This is a genomic window from Clostridium sp. BJN0013, assembly GCF_040939125.1.
In the GTDB taxonomy this organism is placed as follows: Bacteria; Bacillota; Clostridia; order Clostridiales; family Clostridiaceae; genus Clostridium_B.
This window is the reverse complement of the sequence record NZ_CP162495.1, coordinates 3,494,217-3,514,840: the sequence shown is the minus strand read 5'-3', so window position 1 is coordinate 3,514,840 and position 20,624 is coordinate 3,494,217. Positions and strand designations below refer to the sequence as shown.

Annotated in this window: 21 protein-coding genes and 1 pseudogene; 17 read left to right on the top strand and 5 right to left on the bottom strand. The window is 30.9% G+C overall.

Annotated elements, in window-relative coordinates; genetic code table 11:
• The first annotated feature begins 3 nt into the window (after positions 1–3).
• From AB3K27_RS18180 to AB3K27_RS18130, 11 genes and pseudogenes are all read left to right on the top strand, one after another.
• Complete coding sequence (locus AB3K27_RS18180) at positions 4–834, top strand: P-loop NTPase (protein ID WP_368488757.1); 831 nt, start codon at positions 4–6, stop codon at positions 832–834.
• Entirely contained in the window at positions 825–1,724 is a 900-nt protein-coding gene (locus AB3K27_RS18175) for an ATP-binding protein (RefSeq protein WP_368488756.1), read from the top strand. Before AB3K27_RS18180 ends, AB3K27_RS18175 begins: the two co-directional genes overlap by 10 nt.
• Positions 1,699–2,058: a C-GCAxxG-C-C family (seleno)protein gene (locus tag AB3K27_RS18170; RefSeq protein WP_073537706.1), complete on the top strand. Its 360-nt coding sequence runs from the start codon at positions 1,699–1,701 to the stop codon at positions 2,056–2,058. Before AB3K27_RS18175 ends, AB3K27_RS18170 begins: the two co-directional genes overlap by 26 nt.
• 41 nt (positions 2,059–2,099) lie before the next feature.
• Positions 2,100–2,456, top strand: coding sequence for a NifB/NifX family molybdenum-iron cluster-binding protein (locus tag AB3K27_RS18165; RefSeq protein WP_368488755.1), 357 nt, complete (start codon positions 2,100–2,102; stop codon positions 2,454–2,456).
• Between the two features lie 11 nt (positions 2,457–2,467).
• Positions 2,468–2,908: a Fur family transcriptional regulator gene (locus AB3K27_RS18160; protein ID WP_368488754.1), complete on the top strand. Its 441-nt coding sequence runs from the start codon at positions 2,468–2,470 to the stop codon at positions 2,906–2,908.
• A 3-nt stretch (positions 2,909–2,911) separates the two neighbouring features.
• Positions 2,912–3,358, top strand: a complete 447-nt coding sequence (locus AB3K27_RS18155; protein WP_073537709.1) for a DUF134 domain-containing protein — start codon at positions 2,912–2,914, stop codon at positions 3,356–3,358.
• A 23-nt stretch (positions 3,359–3,381) separates the two neighbouring features.
• Positions 3,382–3,789, top strand: coding sequence for an iron-sulfur cluster assembly scaffold protein (locus AB3K27_RS18150; protein ID WP_368488753.1), 408 nt, complete (start codon positions 3,382–3,384; stop codon positions 3,787–3,789).
• A 127-nt stretch (positions 3,790–3,916) separates the two neighbouring features.
• Positions 3,917–5,626, top strand: a complete 1,710-nt coding sequence (locus AB3K27_RS18145) for an acyl-CoA dehydrogenase family protein (RefSeq protein WP_368488752.1) — start codon at positions 3,917–3,919, stop codon at positions 5,624–5,626.
• A gap of 183 nt (positions 5,627–5,809) precedes the next feature.
• Positions 5,810–6,190, top strand: a complete 381-nt coding sequence (locus tag AB3K27_RS18140; RefSeq protein WP_368488751.1) for a DUF134 domain-containing protein — start codon at positions 5,810–5,812, stop codon at positions 6,188–6,190.
• A 284-nt stretch (positions 6,191–6,474) separates the two neighbouring features.
• Positions 6,475–6,822: a FlxA-like family protein gene (locus tag AB3K27_RS18135; protein WP_368488750.1), complete on the top strand. Its 348-nt coding sequence runs from the start codon at positions 6,475–6,477 to the stop codon at positions 6,820–6,822.
• Positions 6,823–7,424: 602 nt separating this feature from the next.
• Positions 7,425–7,700: pseudogene (locus tag AB3K27_RS18130) on the top strand (IS982 family transposase); the annotation flags it as partial.
• 192 nt (positions 7,701–7,892) lie between these two features.
• On the opposite strand, the gene AB3K27_RS18125 reads toward AB3K27_RS18130, so the two are convergent.
• Together AB3K27_RS18125 and AB3K27_RS18120 are read right to left on the bottom strand one after the other, a co-directional pair.
• Positions 7,893–9,491 carry a hypothetical protein gene (locus AB3K27_RS18125; protein ID WP_368487477.1) on the bottom strand — a complete coding sequence of 533 codons (1,599 nt, stop codon included), beginning with the start codon at positions 9,489–9,491 and terminating at the stop codon, positions 7,893–7,895.
• A gap of 5 nt (positions 9,492–9,496) precedes the next feature.
• Positions 9,497–10,072 carry a PadR family transcriptional regulator gene (locus AB3K27_RS18120; protein ID WP_368487476.1) on the bottom strand — a complete coding sequence of 192 codons (576 nt, stop codon included), beginning with the start codon at positions 10,070–10,072 and terminating at the stop codon, positions 9,497–9,499.
• A 385-nt stretch (positions 10,073–10,457) separates the two neighbouring features.
• Between AB3K27_RS18120 and AB3K27_RS18115 the strand changes: the two genes are divergently transcribed.
• From AB3K27_RS18115 to AB3K27_RS18090, 6 genes are all read left to right on the top strand, one after another.
• Positions 10,458–11,003, top strand: coding sequence for a hypothetical protein (locus tag AB3K27_RS18115; RefSeq protein ID WP_368488749.1), 546 nt, complete (start codon positions 10,458–10,460; stop codon positions 11,001–11,003).
• A 51-nt stretch (positions 11,004–11,054) separates the two neighbouring features.
• A complete protein-coding gene (locus AB3K27_RS18110; protein ID WP_368491276.1) occupies positions 11,055–11,873 on the top strand; it encodes a transposase in 819 nt (272 codons plus the stop codon).
• Positions 11,874–12,345: 472 nt separating this feature from the next.
• The gene (locus AB3K27_RS18105) at positions 12,346–13,212 is read left to right on the top strand and encodes a Rossmann-like and DUF2520 domain-containing protein (RefSeq protein WP_368488748.1); all 867 of its coding nucleotides are present in this window, start codon (positions 12,346–12,348) and stop codon (positions 13,210–13,212) included.
• Positions 13,202–14,029, top strand: coding sequence for a 3-methyl-2-oxobutanoate hydroxymethyltransferase (gene panB / locus AB3K27_RS18100; protein WP_368488747.1), 828 nt, complete (start codon positions 13,202–13,204; stop codon positions 14,027–14,029). Before AB3K27_RS18105 ends, panB begins: the two co-directional genes overlap by 11 nt.
• A 14-nt stretch (positions 14,030–14,043) precedes the next feature.
• Complete coding sequence (panC, locus tag AB3K27_RS18095; protein ID WP_368488746.1) at positions 14,044–14,922, top strand: pantoate--beta-alanine ligase; 879 nt, start codon at positions 14,044–14,046, stop codon at positions 14,920–14,922.
• A gap of 213 nt (positions 14,923–15,135) precedes the next feature.
• Positions 15,136–15,981 (top strand): HAD family hydrolase, encoded by an 846-nt coding sequence (locus AB3K27_RS18090; RefSeq protein WP_368488745.1) that lies wholly within the window; start codon positions 15,136–15,138, stop codon positions 15,979–15,981.
• Between the two features lie 75 nt (positions 15,982–16,056).
• Here AB3K27_RS18090 and AB3K27_RS18085 read toward each other — a convergent pair whose 3' ends face one another.
• From AB3K27_RS18085 to AB3K27_RS18075, 3 genes are read right to left on the bottom strand one after another with little or no spacing between them, the layout of a single operon-like run.
• The gene (locus AB3K27_RS18085; protein ID WP_368488744.1) at positions 16,057–17,322 is read right to left on the bottom strand and encodes a SpoVR family protein; all 1,266 of its coding nucleotides are present in this window, start codon (positions 17,320–17,322) and stop codon (positions 16,057–16,059) included.
• 5 nt (positions 17,323–17,327) lie between these two features.
• Complete coding sequence (gene yhbH, locus AB3K27_RS18080) at positions 17,328–18,539, bottom strand: sporulation protein YhbH (RefSeq protein WP_368488743.1); 1,212 nt, start codon at positions 18,537–18,539, stop codon at positions 17,328–17,330.
• Between the two features lie 4 nt (positions 18,540–18,543).
• Positions 18,544–20,466, bottom strand: coding sequence for a serine protein kinase (locus AB3K27_RS18075; protein ID WP_368488742.1), 1,923 nt, complete (start codon positions 20,464–20,466; stop codon positions 18,544–18,546).
• Between the last annotated feature and the right edge of the window lie 158 nt (positions 20,467–20,624).

Below are 20,624 nucleotides of genomic sequence, written 5' to 3'. Positions count from 1 at the left end.
AACTTGAATATAGCAGTATTAAGTGGAAAAGGAGGTACAGGTAAAACTACTGTGTCTACAAATATTGCCTTTGCATTAAAGGCCAATTATGTAGATTGTGATGTAGAAGAACCAAATGGATTTTTATTTTTGAAACCACATATTGAAGAGACAGAACAGGTTAAGGTAGAATATCCATTTATAGATGATGAAAAATGTATTTCCTGTGGCTTATGTGTAAAGGTCTGTGAATTTAATGCCCTTGCAAAGGTTAAAGATGATATTATATTATTTCAGAAGTTATGTCATGGTTGTGGAGCCTGTAAAATTATATGTAAACAGGATGCTTTAAGTTATAGGTATAGAAATACCGGTAAAATAGAAAAGGGTTACGCACAAAATATAGAATGTCTAAGAGGAGTACTTAATGTAGGAGAACCTATGGCAGTACCTGTAATAAAACAGCTCTTGGAAAATGTTCCACAGGGAGTAAATGTAGTTGATTGCAGTCCAGGTACCTCATGTAATGTAGTAAACATTATGAGATATGCAAAAGGGGCAATACTCGTTACAGAACCAACTGAATTTGGATTTCATGACCTTAAAATGGCTATAGAACTGGTAAAAGTGTTTAATATTCCTTTTGGAATAGTCATAAATAAAGATAATGGTGAAGACAATATAATAAAAAAGTACTGCAGGGAAAAAGATATACCTTTAATAGGCAGTATTGCCTATAGCAAAAATATAGCTGAAATTTATTCAAAGGGAGAAATTCTATATAATAATGCAGAATATAAAAAGGCGTTTGACGACATGGCAGAAAGTGTATTGGAGGTGCTAAAATGGAACTAGTAATATTAAGTGGAAAAGGAGGCACCGGAAAGACCACAATTGCAACAGCGTTATCAGAACTTGCCAAAGATGTGGTCAGAATAGATTGTGATGTAGATGCCCCTAATTTATATCTTTTTTACAAGGGTGTGGATATAGAAAAAAAAAGTTTTTATAGTGGTAAAAAGGCAGTTATAAATGAGGATTATTGTAATAGATGTGGAAAATGTGAAATCACATGTAAATTTAATGTCATAAAAGATTATATGGTAGATGATTTTCTCTGTGAAGGCTGTGGGGCATGTACTTTAATATGTCCTGAAAAAGCAATTAAGCTGGTGGAGAATAAGTCAGCTGAAACTTTTATTACAAGTACAGACAAGGGTATAATTTCTAGAGCGCAGATAGATATAGGCAGCGATGGTTCAGGAAAGTTAGTTACTTTTTTAAGAAATAATGGAAAAAAATTTGCTGCAGAAGATACACTGACAATTATTGATGCTTCCCCTGGAATAGGATGTCCTGTTATTTCATCTATAACTGGCAGTGATGCAGTATTACTTGTTACTGAACCTACAAAATCTGGACTTGAGGATTTGATGAGAGTAACTGCATTATGTATGAGTTTTGGGGTATTTATTATGGTGTGTATAAATAAGTATGATATAAATTACAATATCACCGTAGAAATAGAAAAGTTTGTGGCAGAAAAAGAGTTAGTGTTAGTGGGAAAAATACCTTATGATGATACCGTAATGAAATCAATAAATGAGTTGAAATCAATTATATACTATGAAGATAGTGAGGCCTGTAGATCCGTTAAGGAAATGTGGGTTAACATAAAAAACATATTTACTAAAAATTTTAGAATGGAGGAATATATAAATGAAAAAAGCAGTGGACTTTTATGAAGAAGGATATAATTGCGCAGAATCTATAATAAAGGTGGTAAATGAGGAAAAGAATTTAAATATTCCCGTATCAATAGCAAGTCCTTTTGGAAGGGGTATGACTGTGGGAAGCAGTTGTGGGGCAATAACAGGAGCACTTATGGCTTTAGGTGCAATAAAAGGAAGAAAAGAAGCAGTGGAACCTAATCAGTCAAGAGATTATACAAAAAAAATTATGGGTAAAATAAAGGAGAAATATGGAACATTCCAGTGTGCAGAATTAAAGAAAAAGGGTGTATCCTGTGCTGAAATAATTGAATATACCCATGGTGTTTTAAAAGAGTATATAGATTAATTTTATAATAATAAAACATACTATTTAAGGAGGATATTTTTATGAAAATAGCAGTTGCAAGTGAGGGAAAATATATAAGTGGACATTTTGGACATTGTGATGGATTTACAATTTATCAGATAGACAATGAAAAAATAAAAAATGAGGAATTTAAACCTAATCCAGGACATAAGCCAGGATATTTACCGGTATTTTTAAAGGAACTTGATGTAAATGTAGTAATATCAGGAGGAATGGGTGTTACTGCTCAAGAGCTTTTCAATGAAAATGGAATAGAGGTTGTGGTAGGAGCTGAAGGTTTATGCGGTGCTGCCGTAGAAAAATTTATAAAAGGTGAACTTAAATCCACAGGTAGTGTATGTACTGAACATGCCCATGAAGGTCACTGCGGCGAGTAATATTTTATAATATGGATAAGGATCTTTCGTTATACAAGAAGTTAATTAAAAATAATGGATATGAGTTCACTATACAAAAGAGAATTTTACTTTTAGAGATGATAAATGCCAATACTCATTTATCTGTAAAGCAAATTTATGAAAGAATTAAAGACAAAAATATTGGCCTTGCTACAATATACAGAAGTCTAAAGATATTTAATGAATTGGGCATAGTAAAAAAAATTAATATTGATGATATCAATTACTATGAAATAAAAATTTTTAGCGGGAAACCTCTCCATATACATTTTAAATGTAATAAGTGTAATAGTATAATAGATGTAGATAATTTTGATCTAGATCTTTCATATATCAAGTTAAATAAAAAAATTGAAGAGAAAAATAATTTAGAAATATACGATGTAGATATCATGTTAACAGGACTATGCAGTAAATGCAAAGGAGGATAAGACATGGCAAGACCAATAAAATTTAGGAAAGTAGAATTTTTCCCTAAAAGCACCTATTTTGTACCTTGGGGAAAGGCTAAATGCAAAATTAGTGAAACAGTCTTAAAAGTGGAAGAGCTTGAGGCCATGAGGTTAAAAGATATTGAGGAATTGAATCAGGAAGAATGTGCCGAAAAGATGCAGGTATCCAGACAGACTTTTCAAAATATAATTGATAGTGCAAGAAAAAAGGTGGCTGTAGCTTTGACACAGGGAAATGCTATAAGAATAAGTGGAGGAAATTACACAACTAATTTTTGTAAATTCAAGTGTTTTGATTGTGGTGAACTATATGAAGTGAATTATGAACAGGACAGACTTCTTTGTCCTGTTTGTGGTTCACAAAGGGTTTTATGCAGTAAAAAAGCAGATTTTTGCACAAAATGGTGTAAGAATAATAAGTGTGAGTAGTATATTTTAGGGGGATGAAAAGTATGTTTACAAGTGAATATACAGATACTGTTATTGAGCACTTTATGTGTCCTAGAAATGTAGGTATCATAGATGATTCAAATGGTGAGGGAAAAGCTGGAGGTGCATCCTGTGGAGATTCATTAAATATATATATTAGAGTAGAAAACAATATAATAGAAGATATCAGTTTTTTAGTTTATGGATGTCCTGCATCTATAGCCACAAGCAGTATGACAACAGAACTAGCAAAGAAGAAAACCTTGGAAGAGGCATTATCCATTGGAGAAGATGATATAATAGATGCCCTAGGAGGATTGCCGGATCATAAAAAACACTGTTCTAATCTTGGTGTTAAAGCCTTAAGAAGTGCTATTGAAGATTATCTGCATAGGGATAAAAAATCAAATGCTTTAAAATATGGAGGCTAAGAGTTATACTATATAGTAAATTCAGGTACATAATGATATAATTTACTTGTAACTATTATTGTAATTAGTGAATGTGCTTTTCTTATTTGCATGTATGTTGAAAATTATATTATAGGGAGATGATTTTATGGATTTTGAACTTACTAAAGAACAGCAATTGATTAGAGACACTGTTCGAAAATTTGCAGAAACAAAAATTGAGCCTATTGCATTTCAACTAGATGAAAAAAATATGTTCCCCGAAAAAATAGTTAATGAAATGGGGGAACTATCTATTATGGGTCTTCCCTATCCCCAGGAATATGGGGGAGCTGGCAAAGATGTGTTAAGTTATGCTATTGCTGTAGAAGAATTATCAAGAGTAGATGCAGGTGTGGGTGTTATATTATCTGCACATACATCCCTTGGAACATGGCCTATTATGGAATTTGGAACGAAAGAACAAAAAGAAAAATATCTGGTTCCATTGGCTTCTGGCAAAAAAATTGCTGCTTTTGGTCTTACAGAACCTAATGCTGGAAGTGATGCCGGCAAGACAGAAACTACAGCAGTTTTAGAAGGTGATCATTATGTCATAAATGGCTCTAAGGTATTTATAACAAATGCGGATTATGCAGATACTTATGTAATATTTGCAGTTACAACTCCGGGTTTGGGAACCAAAGGGATAAGTGCCTTTATTATTGAAAAGGGTATGGATGGATTTACTTTTGGTACTCATTATAATAAAATGGGTATACGTTCTTCCGCTACTGCAGAACTTTTATTTAAAAATTTGAAGGTACCAAAACATAATCTCTTGGGAAAAGAAAATGAAGGTTTTAAAATTGCCATGCAGACTTTGGAAGGCGGGCGAATAGGTATTGCGGCACAGGCACTTGGAATTGCCCAGGGTGCTTATGAGAAAGCACTAAGCTACTCCAAGGAAAGGGTTCAGTTCGGAAAACCTATTTCAAGACAACAATCCATAGCATTTAAACTTGCGGATATGGCTACTAAAATTCGGGCGGCTAGATTTATGGTATATAGTGCAGCTGTATTAAAGCAGGAACATAAAAATTATGGAATGGAATCTGCTATGGCGAAATTGTACGCTTCTGATATTTGTCTGGAAGTTGTTAATGATGCAGTACAAATATATGGTGGTTCAGGTTTTATTAAAGGTTTCCCTGTAGAGCGTATGTACCGTGATGCTAAGATCTGTACAATATATGAAGGAACTAATGAGATTCAAAAACTTATTATCTCCAGTGATATTTTAGGCAAACCTAAAAAAGAACCCATTGAGGAAAATAAAGAGAATAAAGTTAATAAAGCAAAACCTATAACGGGAAACCGTAGGAGGGTTATTATAAAAGAAGGCTCTCCAAAAGAAAAGGTAGATGCATTTTTAAATTATATTAAAAGTGAAAATATAAATATTAGTAGAACTGTAATTTCTGGAGGAAGTATCAGAGATGCAGATAAAGTATGCAGTATAGGAATGGGCTTAAAGGATAAAAAGGACTTGCCTTTAATACAATCCCTAGCGGATACGATTGGTGCTGAACTTGGCTGCTCCAGGCCTGTGGCTGAGGAAAGAGAGTGGCTGCCACTTGATCATTATGTAGGTATATCGGGACAGAAATTCAGTGGGACATTTTATCTTGCCATTGGTATATCAGGACAAGTTCAACATTTAAAAGGTATTGAAAATGCTGGAATTATAACTGCTATAAACATAGACGAAAATGCTCCTATATTTTCAAATGCAGATTATGGTATCGTAGGAGATTTATATGAAATTGTACCACTACTTACTGAGGCTTTAAAAAAGAATTTATCAAGTGAATCTTAGAAGAACTTATCCAGGCGCATAGCAGTGCTTATTCCCCATCTTTGAAGAAATTAGGGGTGTTAGCTAATTCTAGCGTTCGGATAATTTTGTAAGAGGTGATTGTTCACCTCTTATTTTAGTATGTAAAAAAGTCAAGAATTGCATTATAATATTCTGGTATGATAAAACTAAAGAGGTGATAAAATGGCAAGGCCGAGAAAATGGAGAAAAGTCTGTAAATTGCCACAAATCAGCAAATTTGGGCCTGTAGATGTATCAAAATGTATAAATGAATCAATAGTAATGACTGTAGAAGAATACGAAGCTATAAGGCTTATGGATTTGGAAGGATTAAATCAAGAAGAAAGCGCAAGTGTAATGGGAGTGGCACGGTCTACTATACAAAGAATATATGATGATGCCCGTAGAAAGATAGCAAAAAGCCTAGTAAATGGGAAAATATTAAAAATAGAGGGAGGTAGTTATAAACTTTGCAGTGATTTTAATAATAAAGAGAATTGCAGTCAGTGTATTTGTAATAAATATAGACAGTATGATGGCTGTGTTAAATCAAGTAATTCATAGGTTCAGATAGAATTTACTCATAGGGAATGTTTTTTCCATTTAAACCTTAAAGAACTTATAAAATTAGAGAATCTATAAAGGGCGTAGCATTACTCATTCCCACTTCGAAGAAGCTGAGGATGTTAGTAAAGATAGAATTCTGATAAATATATTAAGAACATTATAATTTTAAAAAATTTTAGTTTGTATCTTCGACAAAGATATAAATTTTAAGGAAATATTAATATTAATATAGTAAATTTACCTAAAGGAATATAATAATGAAATTTTTAGGAGGTATTAATATGAATATTTCATCAATTTCTTCTATGTCAACCAGTACAACTATAACTTCATATAATAGCGGTAGTGATACAAGCCAGTTAGAAAAGCAAGCAGCTAGTATTAAGCAGCAAATACAAGAAGAAAGTGCAAGTGATGATGATGAGCAGATAAAACAGGCTAAAATTCAGCAGTTACAAGCGCAATTACAGCAAATTGAATCACAAATTCAGCAAATGCAATCACAAAAAGTATCAAAAAGTGAAATTTCTATGAATAATATAAAGTCAGAAATAATGGAAAATAACAATACTAATAAAACAAATACTACTGGGAATAATTCTGATAATATAGTTGATGTATTTGCTTAAGGAATATTTATCAAGTGATTCTAAAGTTCAGGTGGAGTTTGCTTATAAGGGGTAATACCAGCAGCTCTGTAACCAGGGGCAAAGTAGTTATGTATTTACAGGGAAAAATTTATGATAAAAGTTAGCCTCCAACTTCAAATCTTGGAGGCATTTCTAACACTACATTGAGTACATATTAGTAACGTTGAAGTTGGCTAAGTAAGCTGCTTTCATAAGGTGAAGTATAGATATGTCGGAAATGTTGGCTACATCCCTTATAGCTTTTACTATACAAATTAATTTCATTTACTTTGCAGTACACATCAGTTATACCCTTCCATTACCCCATGAAGTTTCTGCTGAGTATATCAATTTAAACGGAATCTTCCAATTAAATTTGTTATAAGTTGATTGTTTTTTATAAAATTAAATATTTTTTCTATATAATTAGTTGTACATATTGCAAGTAAAAATAATACAGGAAAGTTATACCTTGGTTGACCTTCAAATACAAAAGGTATTAGTATGAAAAATGCTATATTAAAAAATGGTATAGATATTTCATAATTAAATTAACCCGTTGTGCTAGTTAAATTGACTAGCAACATTTACAATCTGACAGAAATATCAACCTTGTTACAATAAAGAGAAAGAAAGATACAAATCAATTTCCAAAAGGATTCAGGCAATTAATATTTAAAGCAAGACGGAGAATTGAAACAACTTTTTCTCAATTATCCATTCATCTAAGTATACAAAGAGTACTTGCCAAATCTATTTGGGGATTAATAAGCAGAATAACAAATAAAATTTTAGTTCACAATCTGTGCTATTTTATCAATAAAACACTAAATATTAATCCAAATATATCAAAAATCAAAGAATTGATATTTGATTAAATTTTCTTAAATATATAAATATATATTCTAGAATTTTTAGGAATACTATACTATTTTATTATGGATTATATATTCTGGTTATGAAAATTCATCTTTTAGCTCAACGGGTTAATTTAAGTAATGGCTATTAAATTTATATGGTATAAAACTTCATTTAATTTTTTACTAAAATTATTAAGAGATATTAAATGTTTATTTAATATAAAATGTTATTTTGTATTTTGGTACTTGGAGAATATCAAATCCAATTACGATCAATTTCCCGTTATTATTTAGCAGTCCATTTGCTTGTTTAAGAAAATTATTTCTATTTAAAACTTGAACAGATGATATTTTTACAGTAGAAAGGTCTTGTATAATCTGTTCTTTTGTTGTCCAGTTTCCCATGCTCTGTGATGTTGTACTAACCCATTGAGTTACTCTTAGCAACAAGTCCATAATATCAAGGACTGATGTCTTTTTAGGATAAATAATACCAACAACATTAGATAAATAATCATCTGGACCTGGTTCACTACTATATAAACGTAATGAATTTATGTCTTGGAATTTTTTAATTGAAGTAAAGTCATTTTCCTTTAACTCTGAAATTTTGTACACGCCTAAGTCTATGATGTTATTCGTTGGAGTTGTCCATAATTGCTTTTGCCTGTTCAGAGATAATGCACCAACAATTCTAAGTAAAGATAATGCATCTCCAGTACCATCTAAAGTAGCCTCTGCTAATCCAGGATAGTAACTGAAACCTCCTTCACTTTCAATATAATATTTTTCGAATTTATTTCTTACGATATTCTCCATGAATTCCTTAGATTTATTTTTATTTTCAGTGGAAATGCCTTGCCACAAATAATTTGTAATCAAGCTTATTCCTTGATACCTTGTTAAGTTCCAGTCATGTAGTTCACTCAAATTTGCATCTTTAGGTGCAGGCTGAGAAAGTTTATTAATGGCTGTTGTTATTATCTCATTATTATAGCGTAAAGGAAACTCACTATGTATGTTGTCTCCATTTTCATTTACAAACAACTTGATAATATGGAAAGTAGATCCTAAGTCCCCAGAATCTAAAAGCTTTCCGTTGCTCCTTAATCTTGGACCCCAAAAGCCTGTTTTACTATCTTGATTATTGTATAGCCATTGTAAGAGTGCTTGTTTCCACTCAGGAGAAAAAGTGTATAAATTAGTATGTTCAAAGTCGTTATAATAGCATAGTTCAGCTATTTCAACATAAGGTGTTCTTGGAAGTTTAGATGCTATAAACCCAATTGTAGATAAGTCATCTAAAAAGGGCTTTAGCTTTTCAGGTGAATTGATTTCATCCAAAAATTTAATTGGATATTTAAGTTTTATAGGCTGACCTGTATCATCTGATAAAGATTCAAGATGCTTAATCATGTTTAAAGTTGAGCCAATATATGTAAAAAGTGGGTAAGAGTTATCCATAAACGCCCCCGTTTTAGGATTTTGTAGACCAATATAAAACTCAAATTCCTCTTTTTTGCTAGTGAATTTCGGAACTTTTATTAAACCTTCTTTAGTCTCTAACTGCTTATGTATTTGATTCAATTTAGAAAATGCTGTTATGTAATGTCCCTTGTCGAGATAATAAGCACATCCAAGCATTTTAAATTCAAATTGCCCCATATAGTAGCCTTCAGCTTGAAGTTTGCTGTTTAAACGAAATATTTCTGAAATTGACGTAACACTTTTATAAATAAAACTTCCTAAACAAATTAAAATTATCATTACAAGTATAGATATTATTGTAATTAAACGTTTTTTTTTCATTATATTTAACTATCCTCACTTTTCTTATTATTAATTATTTCTCGAATATAATCTAAACTTTCTTCAGCCCAATGAATGTGAGATTCAACATCATGAAAACCTCTACTAAGTGCTATTTTCCAATAATAAACTTCATCCTTTCTATCAAACATTTGTAGATATTCTCCAAGTTTATTTTCAACTGATTTAAGGCTTTCATAATCTCTTTTATACTTTTTTAATCTTTCTTGAAGCTGAAAAAATAATTCTTCAAAACCTACATTTGAGGATAAAAAAACTCTCGATAAAAAAGCATTACGGTTATCCTCGTTTATTTCATCAGGGACATTAGTAAGCCATTCTTTCAGGTAAGATAACCCTTGTTCAGTAATGCTATATATACGCTTAGATGGACCCTTATCACTTGGTTTTACTACAGAAACTATGTAACCTTTTTCCTCTAATGTTTTTAATTCACGATAAATTTGACTTGTTTGAGCCGACCAAAAAAAGTTAATAGAATCATCGAAAATCTTTTTCAAATCATAACCAGTCATAGAAGCATAATTTAGCAAACCTAATAGGGTGTATGATAATGACATGAAATCACTCCTTAAACTATTATACATTCACTATAGCATAAGTAGAATAGATAATCAATTTTAAAGCAAATAATGTTTTAAGCATTTATAAAAGATTTACTCATTTATGCTAATTTCTCATTATTCTAATAATGTTCACCAGTTACTAATGAAATAAAAATAGGCAACATTGTGGAGATTAATTCCAGTATGTGGCCTATTTTTACATGTATGTCGGCTGTACCCGTACTATAGATGTAATAACAATATCATCACTCATTGTGCCACCTCTTCTGTTGTCAATTAATCGCAATGACCTCTTTGTGAGAAATAAAACCTGGAAGGTGGCTAACTAAAAATCTTTTATTTTCTTATAAATATTATATCATAAGGGAGAAACTTACAAATGATAGAAGAAGAGAAATTAACATTGGATGAAAATATAAAACATTTAGGAGATGAGCTCAAAGAATGTTTTTCAAAAGAGGAAATTGAAGAAATAGCAAGAGAAACAGGTTTTGTGAAAAGAAAAGGCAAAATTGAAGCATGGCAATTCGTTTGTCTATGCTGTTTTATGGATGTAGAGGTTGCTCATAATACACCCGTCATTTTATGTACAAAACTTAGTGCCAAAATAGGTGTAGTTATTTCTAGTCAGGCATTAGATCAACGTTTAAATAGAGCATGTGTGGAGTTTTTAAAGAAGATTTTTGAAAAACTATTACGTCAGACAATAATAAAAAATACTTGTGTAAAAAGTGCATGGGATAAGCATTTTAAACGGATAAGAATACTTGATTCTACTGCTTTCCAAGTACCAGAAAGATATAAAGATACTTATCCGGGTTCTGGTGGGTGCTCTCAACCTTCAGGGGTAAAAATACGACTTGAATATGAATTAAGATCAGGAAATTTTATTAATTTAGAAGTAGGGCGCTGGTTCAGAAAATGATAATACTTTTGGAAGCAAGGTAAGAGATAGCATCAAAGCAGGGGAGCTTATATTAAGAGATCTGGATATTTTAGCTTTGAAGATTTTTTGGATATGGAGAAGAAAAAAGCCTTTTATATATCAAGACTCAAACCTAATATAGCAGTATATATAGAAAATAATGATATGGAGTATTATAAGAATGGCACCCCTAAAAAATCAGGCCTCTTTAAAAGAATTTATATTTCTGACATTATGAAACAGATGGAAGATGAGGAACGCTATGAAATTAAGGATGCCTATATAAGCAAGGAAAAGAAGTTAAAAACCAGACTTATTTTATATAAACTAACAAAAGAACAATTGAAAAAAAGAACAGAAAAATGCGAGAAAAATTCTAAAAAGAAAGGTATTCAAAAGAGTGCTACAACAATTGGATTGTTGGGTATATCTATTTATATAATGAATATTGATGGACAAGTTTTAAGTACAGAACAAGTTCATGAGTTTTATTCATTACGCTGGCAGGTGGAAATAATATTTAAAACATGGAAATCTATATTTCATGTACAGATTGTAAGGCCAGTTAAAATAGAACGGTTTCAATGTCAGCTTTATGAGAAGCTCATTTTGCTGCTCTTGAGTTCTACTGTGATGTTTAAAATGAGGACTCTGGCTGTAGAAAACAAAGGACTTGAAGTCAGTGAAATGAAAGTTTCTCAGATAGTCTATGGATATATTGAAAGACTATATTTTGAACTTATAAAATTAGTGTTTGAAAATGTAGTTAAAAATGGTGTGAAAGCTCATAGGAAAGACAAGAAAACTGTTTTTGATATTTTAGGAATTCGTTGTAAACGAATATTAGAGAGGACTAAAATCGTAGCATAAATCGGCATAGTTTAAATTATCTTCGTAAATTAACTGAATATAATTGTAATTTTTCCCACCCCATACATGGCTTTTTTTGTTATGCCATAAAATTGTTTAAATACTAATGTATACTTAATAATATATTATCGGTACTCATAGAAGTCAAACAATATTAGTAAAATATAGTCCCTAATGAGAGTCCATTATTATCTAATATGGCTTAGCTTGATGGCTATGGGGTATTACCCCTATAAGAAATGCTTTTCTCTATCTGGACTTTAAACATACTATACCGTGAAATTAAACAAAATATAAGTACTTGAATAGAAATTTAATGTGTGCTAAAATAACTTTGGGTAGTATCATTTTGAGCTGCACCATAAGTGTTAATAACTTATATTCTGCTCATATCAATTTTTGAAAGAGACAGGTTACGATTTGATTTTAAAATTTTGTTTGTATTTTTGTATTGTAAAGAGATGGTGATGCCATGGAATTTAATATTGGTTTTGTTGGAGCTGGTAGAGTAGGAGTAACCTTGGGTAAATATTTTTCTGTTAATGGATTAAAATTGAAAGGTTATTACAGTAAAAGTAAAGGTTCAGCAAAAGAAGCCGCTGATTTTACATCCAGCAATTATTATGAAGAACTGGAAACCTTAATAGAAGATTGTAATGTTATTTTTATAACAACCCCTGATGATATTATAAAAGAAATATGGAATAAAATAAAAAAATACAAACTAAAAGATAAAATAATCTGCCATTCAAGTGGTTCTTTGTCCTCTTCAATCTTTTCAGATATTGACACTTTAGGAGCATTCGGATATTCTATCCATCCCATGTGTGCTTTTTCAGATAAGTTTAATACCTATAAAACATTATATAAGATTTATTTTTCCATTGAAGGACATAATACTTATATTACAGCTTTAAAAGGGCTTTTTGAAAAAATGGGCAATAAAATTATTGTACTGGATAAAAGCAAAAAACCCTTATATCACCTTGCTAATGTGACAGTTTCTAATTTAGTGCTTTCTCTATTGAATATAGGATGTGCGTATTTAGAAGACTGTGGTATTAATAAAGATGATGCAATTACTGCACTTATGCCTTTGATTGACAATAATTTAACTAATATAAAGAACAAGGGTTTTATAAATGCATTAACTGGTCCTGTGGAGCGTGGGGATATAGAGACTATTAGACATCATCTTGAAGTTATACCAGAGGCACATAAAAATTTATATAGAATATTATCTTTAAATCTAGTAGATTTATCGGAAAAAAAACATGGGGGAACAAAATGGAATAAAATAAAAAATGAACTTGGAGGTACGGAATGTCATGAAAAATAATGTTTCTACTTTTGTTAATGCAAAGCTTAATAATGAAAAGATTACAATGCTTACTGCCTATGATTATTCTATGGCTAAACTCATGGATCAGTCTGGCATCAATGGTATTTTAGTAGGTGATTCTCTGGGAATGGTATGTCTGGGATATAAGGATACTTTAAGTGTTACTATGGAAGATATGCTTCACCATATAAAAGCAGTTACAAGAGGGGCAGAGAATGCACTTGTAGTTGGAGATATGCCCTTTATGTCATATCAAACCTCAGTATATGATGCTGTAAAAAATGCAGGAAGAATAATCCAGGAAGGATTGGCAGGAGCTGTAAAACTTGAAGGGGGTGTTTCAGTGTATGAACAGGTAAAAGCCATTGTTAAAGCTCAAATTCCTGTAATGGGACATATAGGTCTTACCCCTCAGTCTGTTAATGTATTTGGTGGCTTTAAAGTTCAGGGCAAGGATGAATCTAAGGCAAAAAATATAATTGAAGATGCAAAAAGACTTGAAGAAGCAGGAGCTTTTTCTATTGTTTTGGAAGGAATACCTTATAAATTGGCTAAAATTATTACAGAAACAGTGTCTATACCTACTATAGGAATAGGTGCAGGAAAGTATTGTGATGGACAAATACTGGTATATCAGGATATGTTGGGATTATTTTCCGATTTTAGACCTAAGTTTGTGAAATCTTATGGAAATGCAGGAGAGGTTATAAGAAAAGCATTTAAAGATTATATTACTGAAGTTAAAGAGGGTATTTTTCCTGATGAAAAACACAGCTTTAAAATAGATGATAGTATTATAGATAAGTTGTATTAAAGAAGGTGTATAAAATGGAAACGGTTGTATTAAAAAAATATAGTAATATAGAAAGAGTACAGACAGTAGAAGAAGTGAGAAGGAAGATAAAAAAATGGAAAAAAGCAGGCTTTACTATTGGTCTTGTACCAACTATGGGATTTTTGCATGAAGGTCATGAAAGTCTTATTAAAAGGGCGGCAGAAGAAAATGACAAGGTAGTAGTTAGTGTATTTGTAAATCCTACACAATTTGGCAAAAATGAAGATTTAGGATCCTATCCTAGAGATATAAATAGAGATGAGATTTTGTGTAAAAAAGCTGGGGCTAATTTAATATTTAATCCAGAACCTTCAGAGATGTATTATAAAGATGCAAGTACTGTTGTAAATGTAAATGGTTTGACAGAAGGGTTATGTGGTGCAAAAAGACCTGTTCATTTTGGGGGAGTTTGTTTGGTAGTTTCAAAATTATTTAATATTGTAACTCCTGATAGGGCCTATTTTGGTGAAAAAGATGCACAGCAGCTTGCAGTTATAAAGAAAATGGTAGAAGATTTAAATTTTGATATAGAAATAGTAGGCTGTCCTATAGTGAGAGAATTTGATGGTCTTGCAAAAAGTTCAAGAAATACTTATCTCTCTTTAAAAGAAAGGAAGGCAGCTTCTATATTAAATAAAAGTCTTGTTTTAGCTAAAAAGGCTTTAAATTCAGGAGAAAGAAATGCGGATAAAATAAGGGATATAATTACTGAAAAGTTAAGCTTAGAGCCTTTAGTCAGGATAGATTATATTGAAATTGTGGATAGTTTAAGCTTGAAACCTGTACAGAGTATACATTCTTCTATTTTAGTTGCAATTGCAGTATATATAGGAATAACTAGGCTTATAGATAATTTTACTTTTAAAGCATAAAGGTGTAATATATTTATGTATTTTAGGATATTAAGATTAAATATGTTTAAATGGCATTTTATTTCTTGATATCCACTTTTTTAATACAATAAAATACTCTAATGTATGTAGAGCAATTATTTATGCTAGAATATAATAAAGATAAATTACAATGAAATAAAGAATGTACCTAAATTCAATATTGATGATTTAATTAAATTGGAGGAAAATATTTTGACTTTATATATTTCAGATTTAGATGGAACATTGTTAAATTCAGAGCAGGTTATAAGTGAGTATTCCATTAGAATTGTAAATAAATTAATAGCACTGGGTATAAAATTCACTGTTGCTACTGCCAGATCCTATGAGGCTTCAAAAAATATATTAAAGCCACTGAATTTGAATTTACCTATAATTTTAAATAATGGATCTTTTATATATGATCCTTCTTTGAATAAAAATATCAGAGAAAATTATTTAGATAAAAGTATAGTTGAGTTTATTTTAAGGCATTATAGTTTAAAGAAAATTTCTCCTTTTGTATCTGGAATAGATTTTAATGGAAATAAAAAAATATTTTATAAAGGTATTTTTAATGAAGGTCAGAGAATATATATAAATTCGCGAAAAAGACAAGAGGATAAGAGACTCACTATAGTAAAGGATTTTTCAAAGATTGGAGAATACAATATTATAAATATATTTGCCATAGAAAAAAGAAGTCAATTAGATTATTCTTATAGATTATTTAAAAATACTATAGATGCTACCTGCCATTATACAGAAGAAATTTATTCAAAAGGTTTTTTCTGGCTGGAGGTTACGAATTCCTATGCTAATAAAAAATCTGCTGCAGAATTTTTGAAAGATTATTTAAAGATTAATGAACTTATTTGTTTTGGAGATAACTTAAATGATAAATCTCTTTTTGAATTAGCGGATGAAAGGTATGCAGTTGAAAATGCTTACAAACCATTGAAGGATATTGCCACTGGAATTATTCCCTCTAATGATAGGGATGGAGTAGCTAAATTTCTTTACCATAAATATAAAAATTTTAAAGGTAAATTAATTTAGGTATGAAAATTAGAATTTAAAAAAGTCTTCAATAAATGCTAAATGCTCTTTAATTTATTAAAGACTTTTTTAAAATTATCTCAAAGTTGTATATGAAATTTTTTTATTTTCACTACAGCAAACCTGTACACTTTCATCTTTCAACTTTGTATTTAATTTAACTGGATATCCCCAAAGTTCATAAAGGTATTTTAAAGTGGCTTCCATATAACTTGAATTTAATTCCCTTCCTTCATAAATATGATTTAAAACAAGGGCAGTATCTTTTTTTGATATGCTGTCAACAACAATATTAGGGATTAAATTCATACCGCATAGATTGCAAAGGGTATTTCTAATTTTAAGCCAGCCGTCTCCATCTGGAATCTCTCTTACTACATAGTCATCTCCTCTTTTGCCATATTCAAATAAGTTTAATTCATAGCATAGTTCTTCGGTGAGGTATCTTCTTATAAAGGACTCATCCCGTTCCAACATCCGTACTTCAAATATCTTATCCAGTCCATATTTTTTTTCTAGATCTTCAAACATTTTAAAACCAACATAATAAGGATTTACACTTCCCATAGTAGGTGCTATGACGTCATTATGCCTTTTTATAAATTCTACATAAAGGGAACTTGTGAGATTAAGTTGATTTAAAATTTTGTAATGCCAGTAGCTTGCCCAGCCTTCATTCATAATTTTTGTTTCAATCTGAGGTATAAAGTATAAGGTTTCATTTCTAACCACATTTAAAACATTTTTTTGCCATTCTTCTAAAGTACCGTGATTTATTATAAATGCAATAATATCATCTTTACATTCTTCTTCTGTTTTTTTAATTCCAACAGTTCTCACTGTTTGAAATCTTATGGCATGGGCGGTATCTAAAATTTTTTCTACTTCTTCATATCCAATGCTAGGATCATTTACATATTCTCTTATCATATCTGCGTGGTTTTTAAACATTTCGATAGCATAGGATGCATTAGTACCTTCTTTAAATAGTCTATTATTCTTAAAAAAATCATTATGACCATATACATGGGCCATAGTAAGAATTTGTAGAAGCAGTGTATTGTCTTTCATCAAATAGGCAAGGCAAGGATTTGAATTTATCACCATTTCATAAGGAAGACCTGTAAGATTATATTTATATAGTGATTCTGATCTGTCGTAGGCCTTTCCAAAGCTCCAATGGGGATACCTAGAGGGCATGCCCACATAAGCTTCATAGGCAATCATATCCTTATAACTTATGATTTCAAATTCCTGAGGGTAAAAGTCAAGGCCTGATTCTTCAGCTTTGGACTCTATGATATGCCCCCAGGTTTCTAAGTCCTTATTTGTATATTCCACGGAAATCACCTCTCTTCCAATTCTTTACTCAGTATTTTTTTCAGGGATTTCCATAAGTCTTGTTTTTCATGAATAGTCACTACGGTAAAATTATTATCAGTAATTTTATTCTGAAAAATGTGTTTTATGCTGCTTCCATAAGGGCTTGGAATAATTTCAGCGTAGCTAAAAAGATTGCATACTTTACATAGGTCCTTAGCACATTTTAATGCCAGACTATTATCTTCACTCCAATTATCTCCATCACTAACATAAAAAGTATAGACATTCCAGTAAGCAGGGTTATAATTTTCTTCAATTACTTCTAAAGCTTTTTTTAAGCCGCTGGATATATAAGTTCCACCAGATTCTACCTTATGAAAAAATTCATTCTCTGTAACTACTTTAGCAGAAGTAGAATGAGAAATAAATTTTACTTCTACATTATTGTATTTCATTTTTATAAATCTATATAAGACAAAGAAAAAAGATCTAGCTAAAAATTTTCTAGTACTATCCATAGAACCTGATGTATCCATTACGCAAATAATTGCAGCGTTTAGTTCTAGTTTTGGTTTCCTTTTTACTCTGAAATATCTTAAATCATCTTGTTTAAATGGAAATCTGGATTTTATAGTTGTATCTTCTGGCAGTTTATTTTTAGGCTCAGACTCCAATTCCCCATGAATTTCACGTAAAGCTCTTTTAGTACCCTGCTGTCTTTTTAATTTTTCTACCATGGTTCTTTTTTTAGCAAGTCTTGGGTTTATTCCTCTTCTCTGATAACCGGATTTTTTAGGAGAATTTTCAGAGAGAATCTGTGAAAATTTCTTTTTATCCATTAGAGGAAGCTCCAGATCTTCCATCAGGTAATCTAAAACATCTTCTATGGTAACTTCTATTTCATACATATCTTCTCCTTCTTGATTACCTGCACCTTGATTACCCTTTCCATCTCTGTCTTTTATGGCTTTTCCAATTCTATCCCCTTTTTTTTGGGAGCCATCTCCGCTGCCTACTCCGGAATTATTGTCTCCATATATAAATTGGTATTCTTTTATACCTTTTATGGGAATTTTAACTTTTTTGTTTTTACTTTGACCTATGATGCTTTCTTCAGATATTATGTCCGCCAAATTATCTTTAATAGATTTTTCTACCAATTGTCTATGGCGTCTTCTATCTTCTAAAGATCTGTCATGATGATCATTAACATCAAATTCTCTGAAAATAGCCATAAGATCAATCCTTCCACAAATTGTTGGCAGCATATTTTAAGATAACATCGCAGCAGTGATCGCAGTAACCTGTTGCCTTTAGTTCTTCTACCATGGAATTGTATTTTACATCTTGGTCTTTATCTCTAACTCTGGATTTAGTTATAATTCTAGATAATTCTTTTACTGATGCCGTAAGCTTTTTTTCAATAGCCTCTTTAAGTGGTTCATAGGAAGTATATTCAATTTTACCCCCATTTCTTATAATGTAGAACATATATGAGGTGACATCTGTTCTAAAACCTTTGGAGGAGCTTTCAGAAACTCCTATATGCTGTTCTATAGATCTCATAAAGGTTTCGTCAGGCTCAAGTTCTTCTCCAGTGGAATGATCTTTGATTTTATTTTTATTTACATAAGCTTCGGCATGATCCAGATAATTATCAAAAAGACTTTCTGCCTGTTCTTTAAAACTGTGTATAAAGGCTCTAGTCACTTCCTTTTCAAGCAGTTTATTATATTCTTTTCTTATGGTATCTTTTAAAAATGTTAGATATTTCTTTTTGTCGTCTTCTGCAATATCTAAATCCTTAACTGATTTTATTAAACTTTCCATTACACTTAGGGGATTTATACAATTATATTCTGAATTAGAAAGTGCCTGATCTAAAGCTTTTATAATGAATCTTGTGGATATTCCTGTCATACCTTCTCGCATGCCAGCTTCTTCCTTTAATTCTGAAAAATCAATTTTTTTAGTACTTCCCTTTTCTACTATATCTTCTCCATTATAAATTTTTAATTTTGTCATAGGATCCACCTTGTTCGAAGGCGAAAGCCTGGATAAAATGGCAAACATTGCTGCAATTTCCATAGTATGTGGTGCTATATGGGCGTTAAATTGACTTTTACCAAGTATTTTTTTATATATTTTAACTTCTTCGTTTAATTCCATACAATATGGAACTTCTATTTTTACTATTCTGTCAAGAATTGCTTCATTGGTATGATCCGATTTAAATTTATTCCATTCTGATTCATTAGAATGTGCTAAAATAATTCCGTCAAAATAAATCATTGATCCTTTTCCAGGAGATGGAACAGATTTTTCCTGGGTAGCTGTAATTATAGTGTGAAGATATTCAACGTCATTTTTGAATACCTCTATAAATTCTACCAATCCTCGATTTCCTACGTTGAATGCACCATTAAGAGAAAATATTCTAGGGTCATCTTCAGGGTAAATGTCCATCTTTGATATATCAATAGAACCTGTGAGTACAGAAGTATCCTGATTATTAGGATCCACAGGAGGTACTACGCCGATTCCTTTTCTGGAACGAATAGAAAAATCAGTAGTTATTACAGGAAATTTTTCATATTGCCCATTATAGTCATGTTTAAGTCTGTATTTACAAATAGGGCATAGATCTCCCTCGATTTCAACATTCAAAATTTTTTCAAAATCATGTTTTAAATGATTGGGTATTAAATGAAGAGGTTCTTCTCTCATAGGACAACCTTTAAGTGCATATATTGGTTCTGATGTTTCAAGGGCTTTTTTTATGGATTCAACTAAAGAAGATTTTCCAGCACCTACAGGTCCTACTAGGTAGAGTACTTGTCTTGATTCTTCTCCTTTCATTGCAGCTGAATGGAAGTAATTAACCAATTTCATTATCACTTTATCAATACCAAAAAAATCATTTTTAAAAAAGTTATATCTTCTTATAGGTTCATTTCCATGCAATTTTTTAATTTTAGGGTTTTCTTCAGGGTTTAATACCTCGTATTTTTTATCTATTATAATATCATACATTCTCTTATGAGCTAATTTTACTATTTGAGGATTATCCTTCACGATTTGTAGATATTCTAAAAAAGTGCCTTCAAATTCATGTTTTTTTCTTAGCTCTCTATCTTTTTCAATTATATCTTTAAAGTTCATATTCTCCTCTCCTTTTTACTTTATCTATTACATACTACGCATGATGAATATTTATTATGTATGATTATGATAATAGATAACTGTACAATTCAAATTAATTAAGTAAATATGTTCAAATCATCCTTTACGTAGTTGTTATGTTAAAAAGGAGTATATAT

Bases quoted from the DNA above. Each gene is read 5' to 3' on its own strand.
- AB3K27_RS18175 (WP_368488756.1), top strand. From the start codon at position 825: ATGGAACTAGTAATATTAAGTGGAAAAGGAGGCACCGGAAAGACCACA.
- AB3K27_RS18170 (WP_073537706.1), top strand. From the start codon at position 1,699: ATGAAAAAAGCAGTGGACTTTTATGAAGAAGGATATAATTGCGCAGAA.
- AB3K27_RS18165 (WP_368488755.1), top strand. From the start codon at position 2,100: ATGAAAATAGCAGTTGCAAGTGAGGGAAAATATATAAGTGGACATTTT.
- AB3K27_RS18160 (WP_368488754.1), top strand. From the start codon at position 2,468: ATGGATAAGGATCTTTCGTTATACAAGAAGTTAATTAAAAATAATGGA.
- AB3K27_RS18155 (WP_073537709.1), top strand. From the start codon at position 2,912: ATGGCAAGACCAATAAAATTTAGGAAAGTAGAATTTTTCCCTAAAAGC.
- AB3K27_RS18150 (WP_368488753.1), top strand. From the start codon at position 3,382: ATGTTTACAAGTGAATATACAGATACTGTTATTGAGCACTTTATGTGT.
- AB3K27_RS18145 (WP_368488752.1), top strand. From the start codon at position 3,917: ATGGATTTTGAACTTACTAAAGAACAGCAATTGATTAGAGACACTGTT.
- AB3K27_RS18140 (WP_368488751.1), top strand. From the start codon at position 5,810: ATGGCAAGGCCGAGAAAATGGAGAAAAGTCTGTAAATTGCCACAAATC.
- AB3K27_RS18135 (WP_368488750.1), top strand. From the start codon at position 6,475: ATGAATATTTCATCAATTTCTTCTATGTCAACCAGTACAACTATAACT.
- AB3K27_RS18125 (WP_368487477.1), bottom strand. From the start codon at position 9,491: ATGAAAAAAAAACGTTTAATTACAATAATATCTATACTTGTAATGATA.
- AB3K27_RS18120 (WP_368487476.1), bottom strand. From the start codon at position 10,072: ATGTCATTATCATACACCCTATTAGGTTTGCTAAATTATGCTTCTATG.
- AB3K27_RS18115 (WP_368488749.1), top strand. From the start codon at position 10,458: ATGATAGAAGAAGAGAAATTAACATTGGATGAAAATATAAAACATTTA.
- AB3K27_RS18105 (WP_368488748.1), top strand. From the start codon at position 12,346: ATGGAATTTAATATTGGTTTTGTTGGAGCTGGTAGAGTAGGAGTAACC.
- panB (WP_368488747.1), top strand. From the start codon at position 13,202: ATGAAAAATAATGTTTCTACTTTTGTTAATGCAAAGCTTAATAATGAA.
- panC (WP_368488746.1), top strand. From the start codon at position 14,044: ATGGAAACGGTTGTATTAAAAAAATATAGTAATATAGAAAGAGTACAG.
- yhbH (WP_368488743.1), bottom strand. From the start codon at position 18,539: ATGGCTATTTTCAGAGAATTTGATGTTAATGATCATCATGACAGATCT.
- AB3K27_RS18075 (WP_368488742.1), bottom strand. From the start codon at position 20,466: ATGAACTTTAAAGATATAATTGAAAAAGATAGAGAGCTAAGAAAAAAA.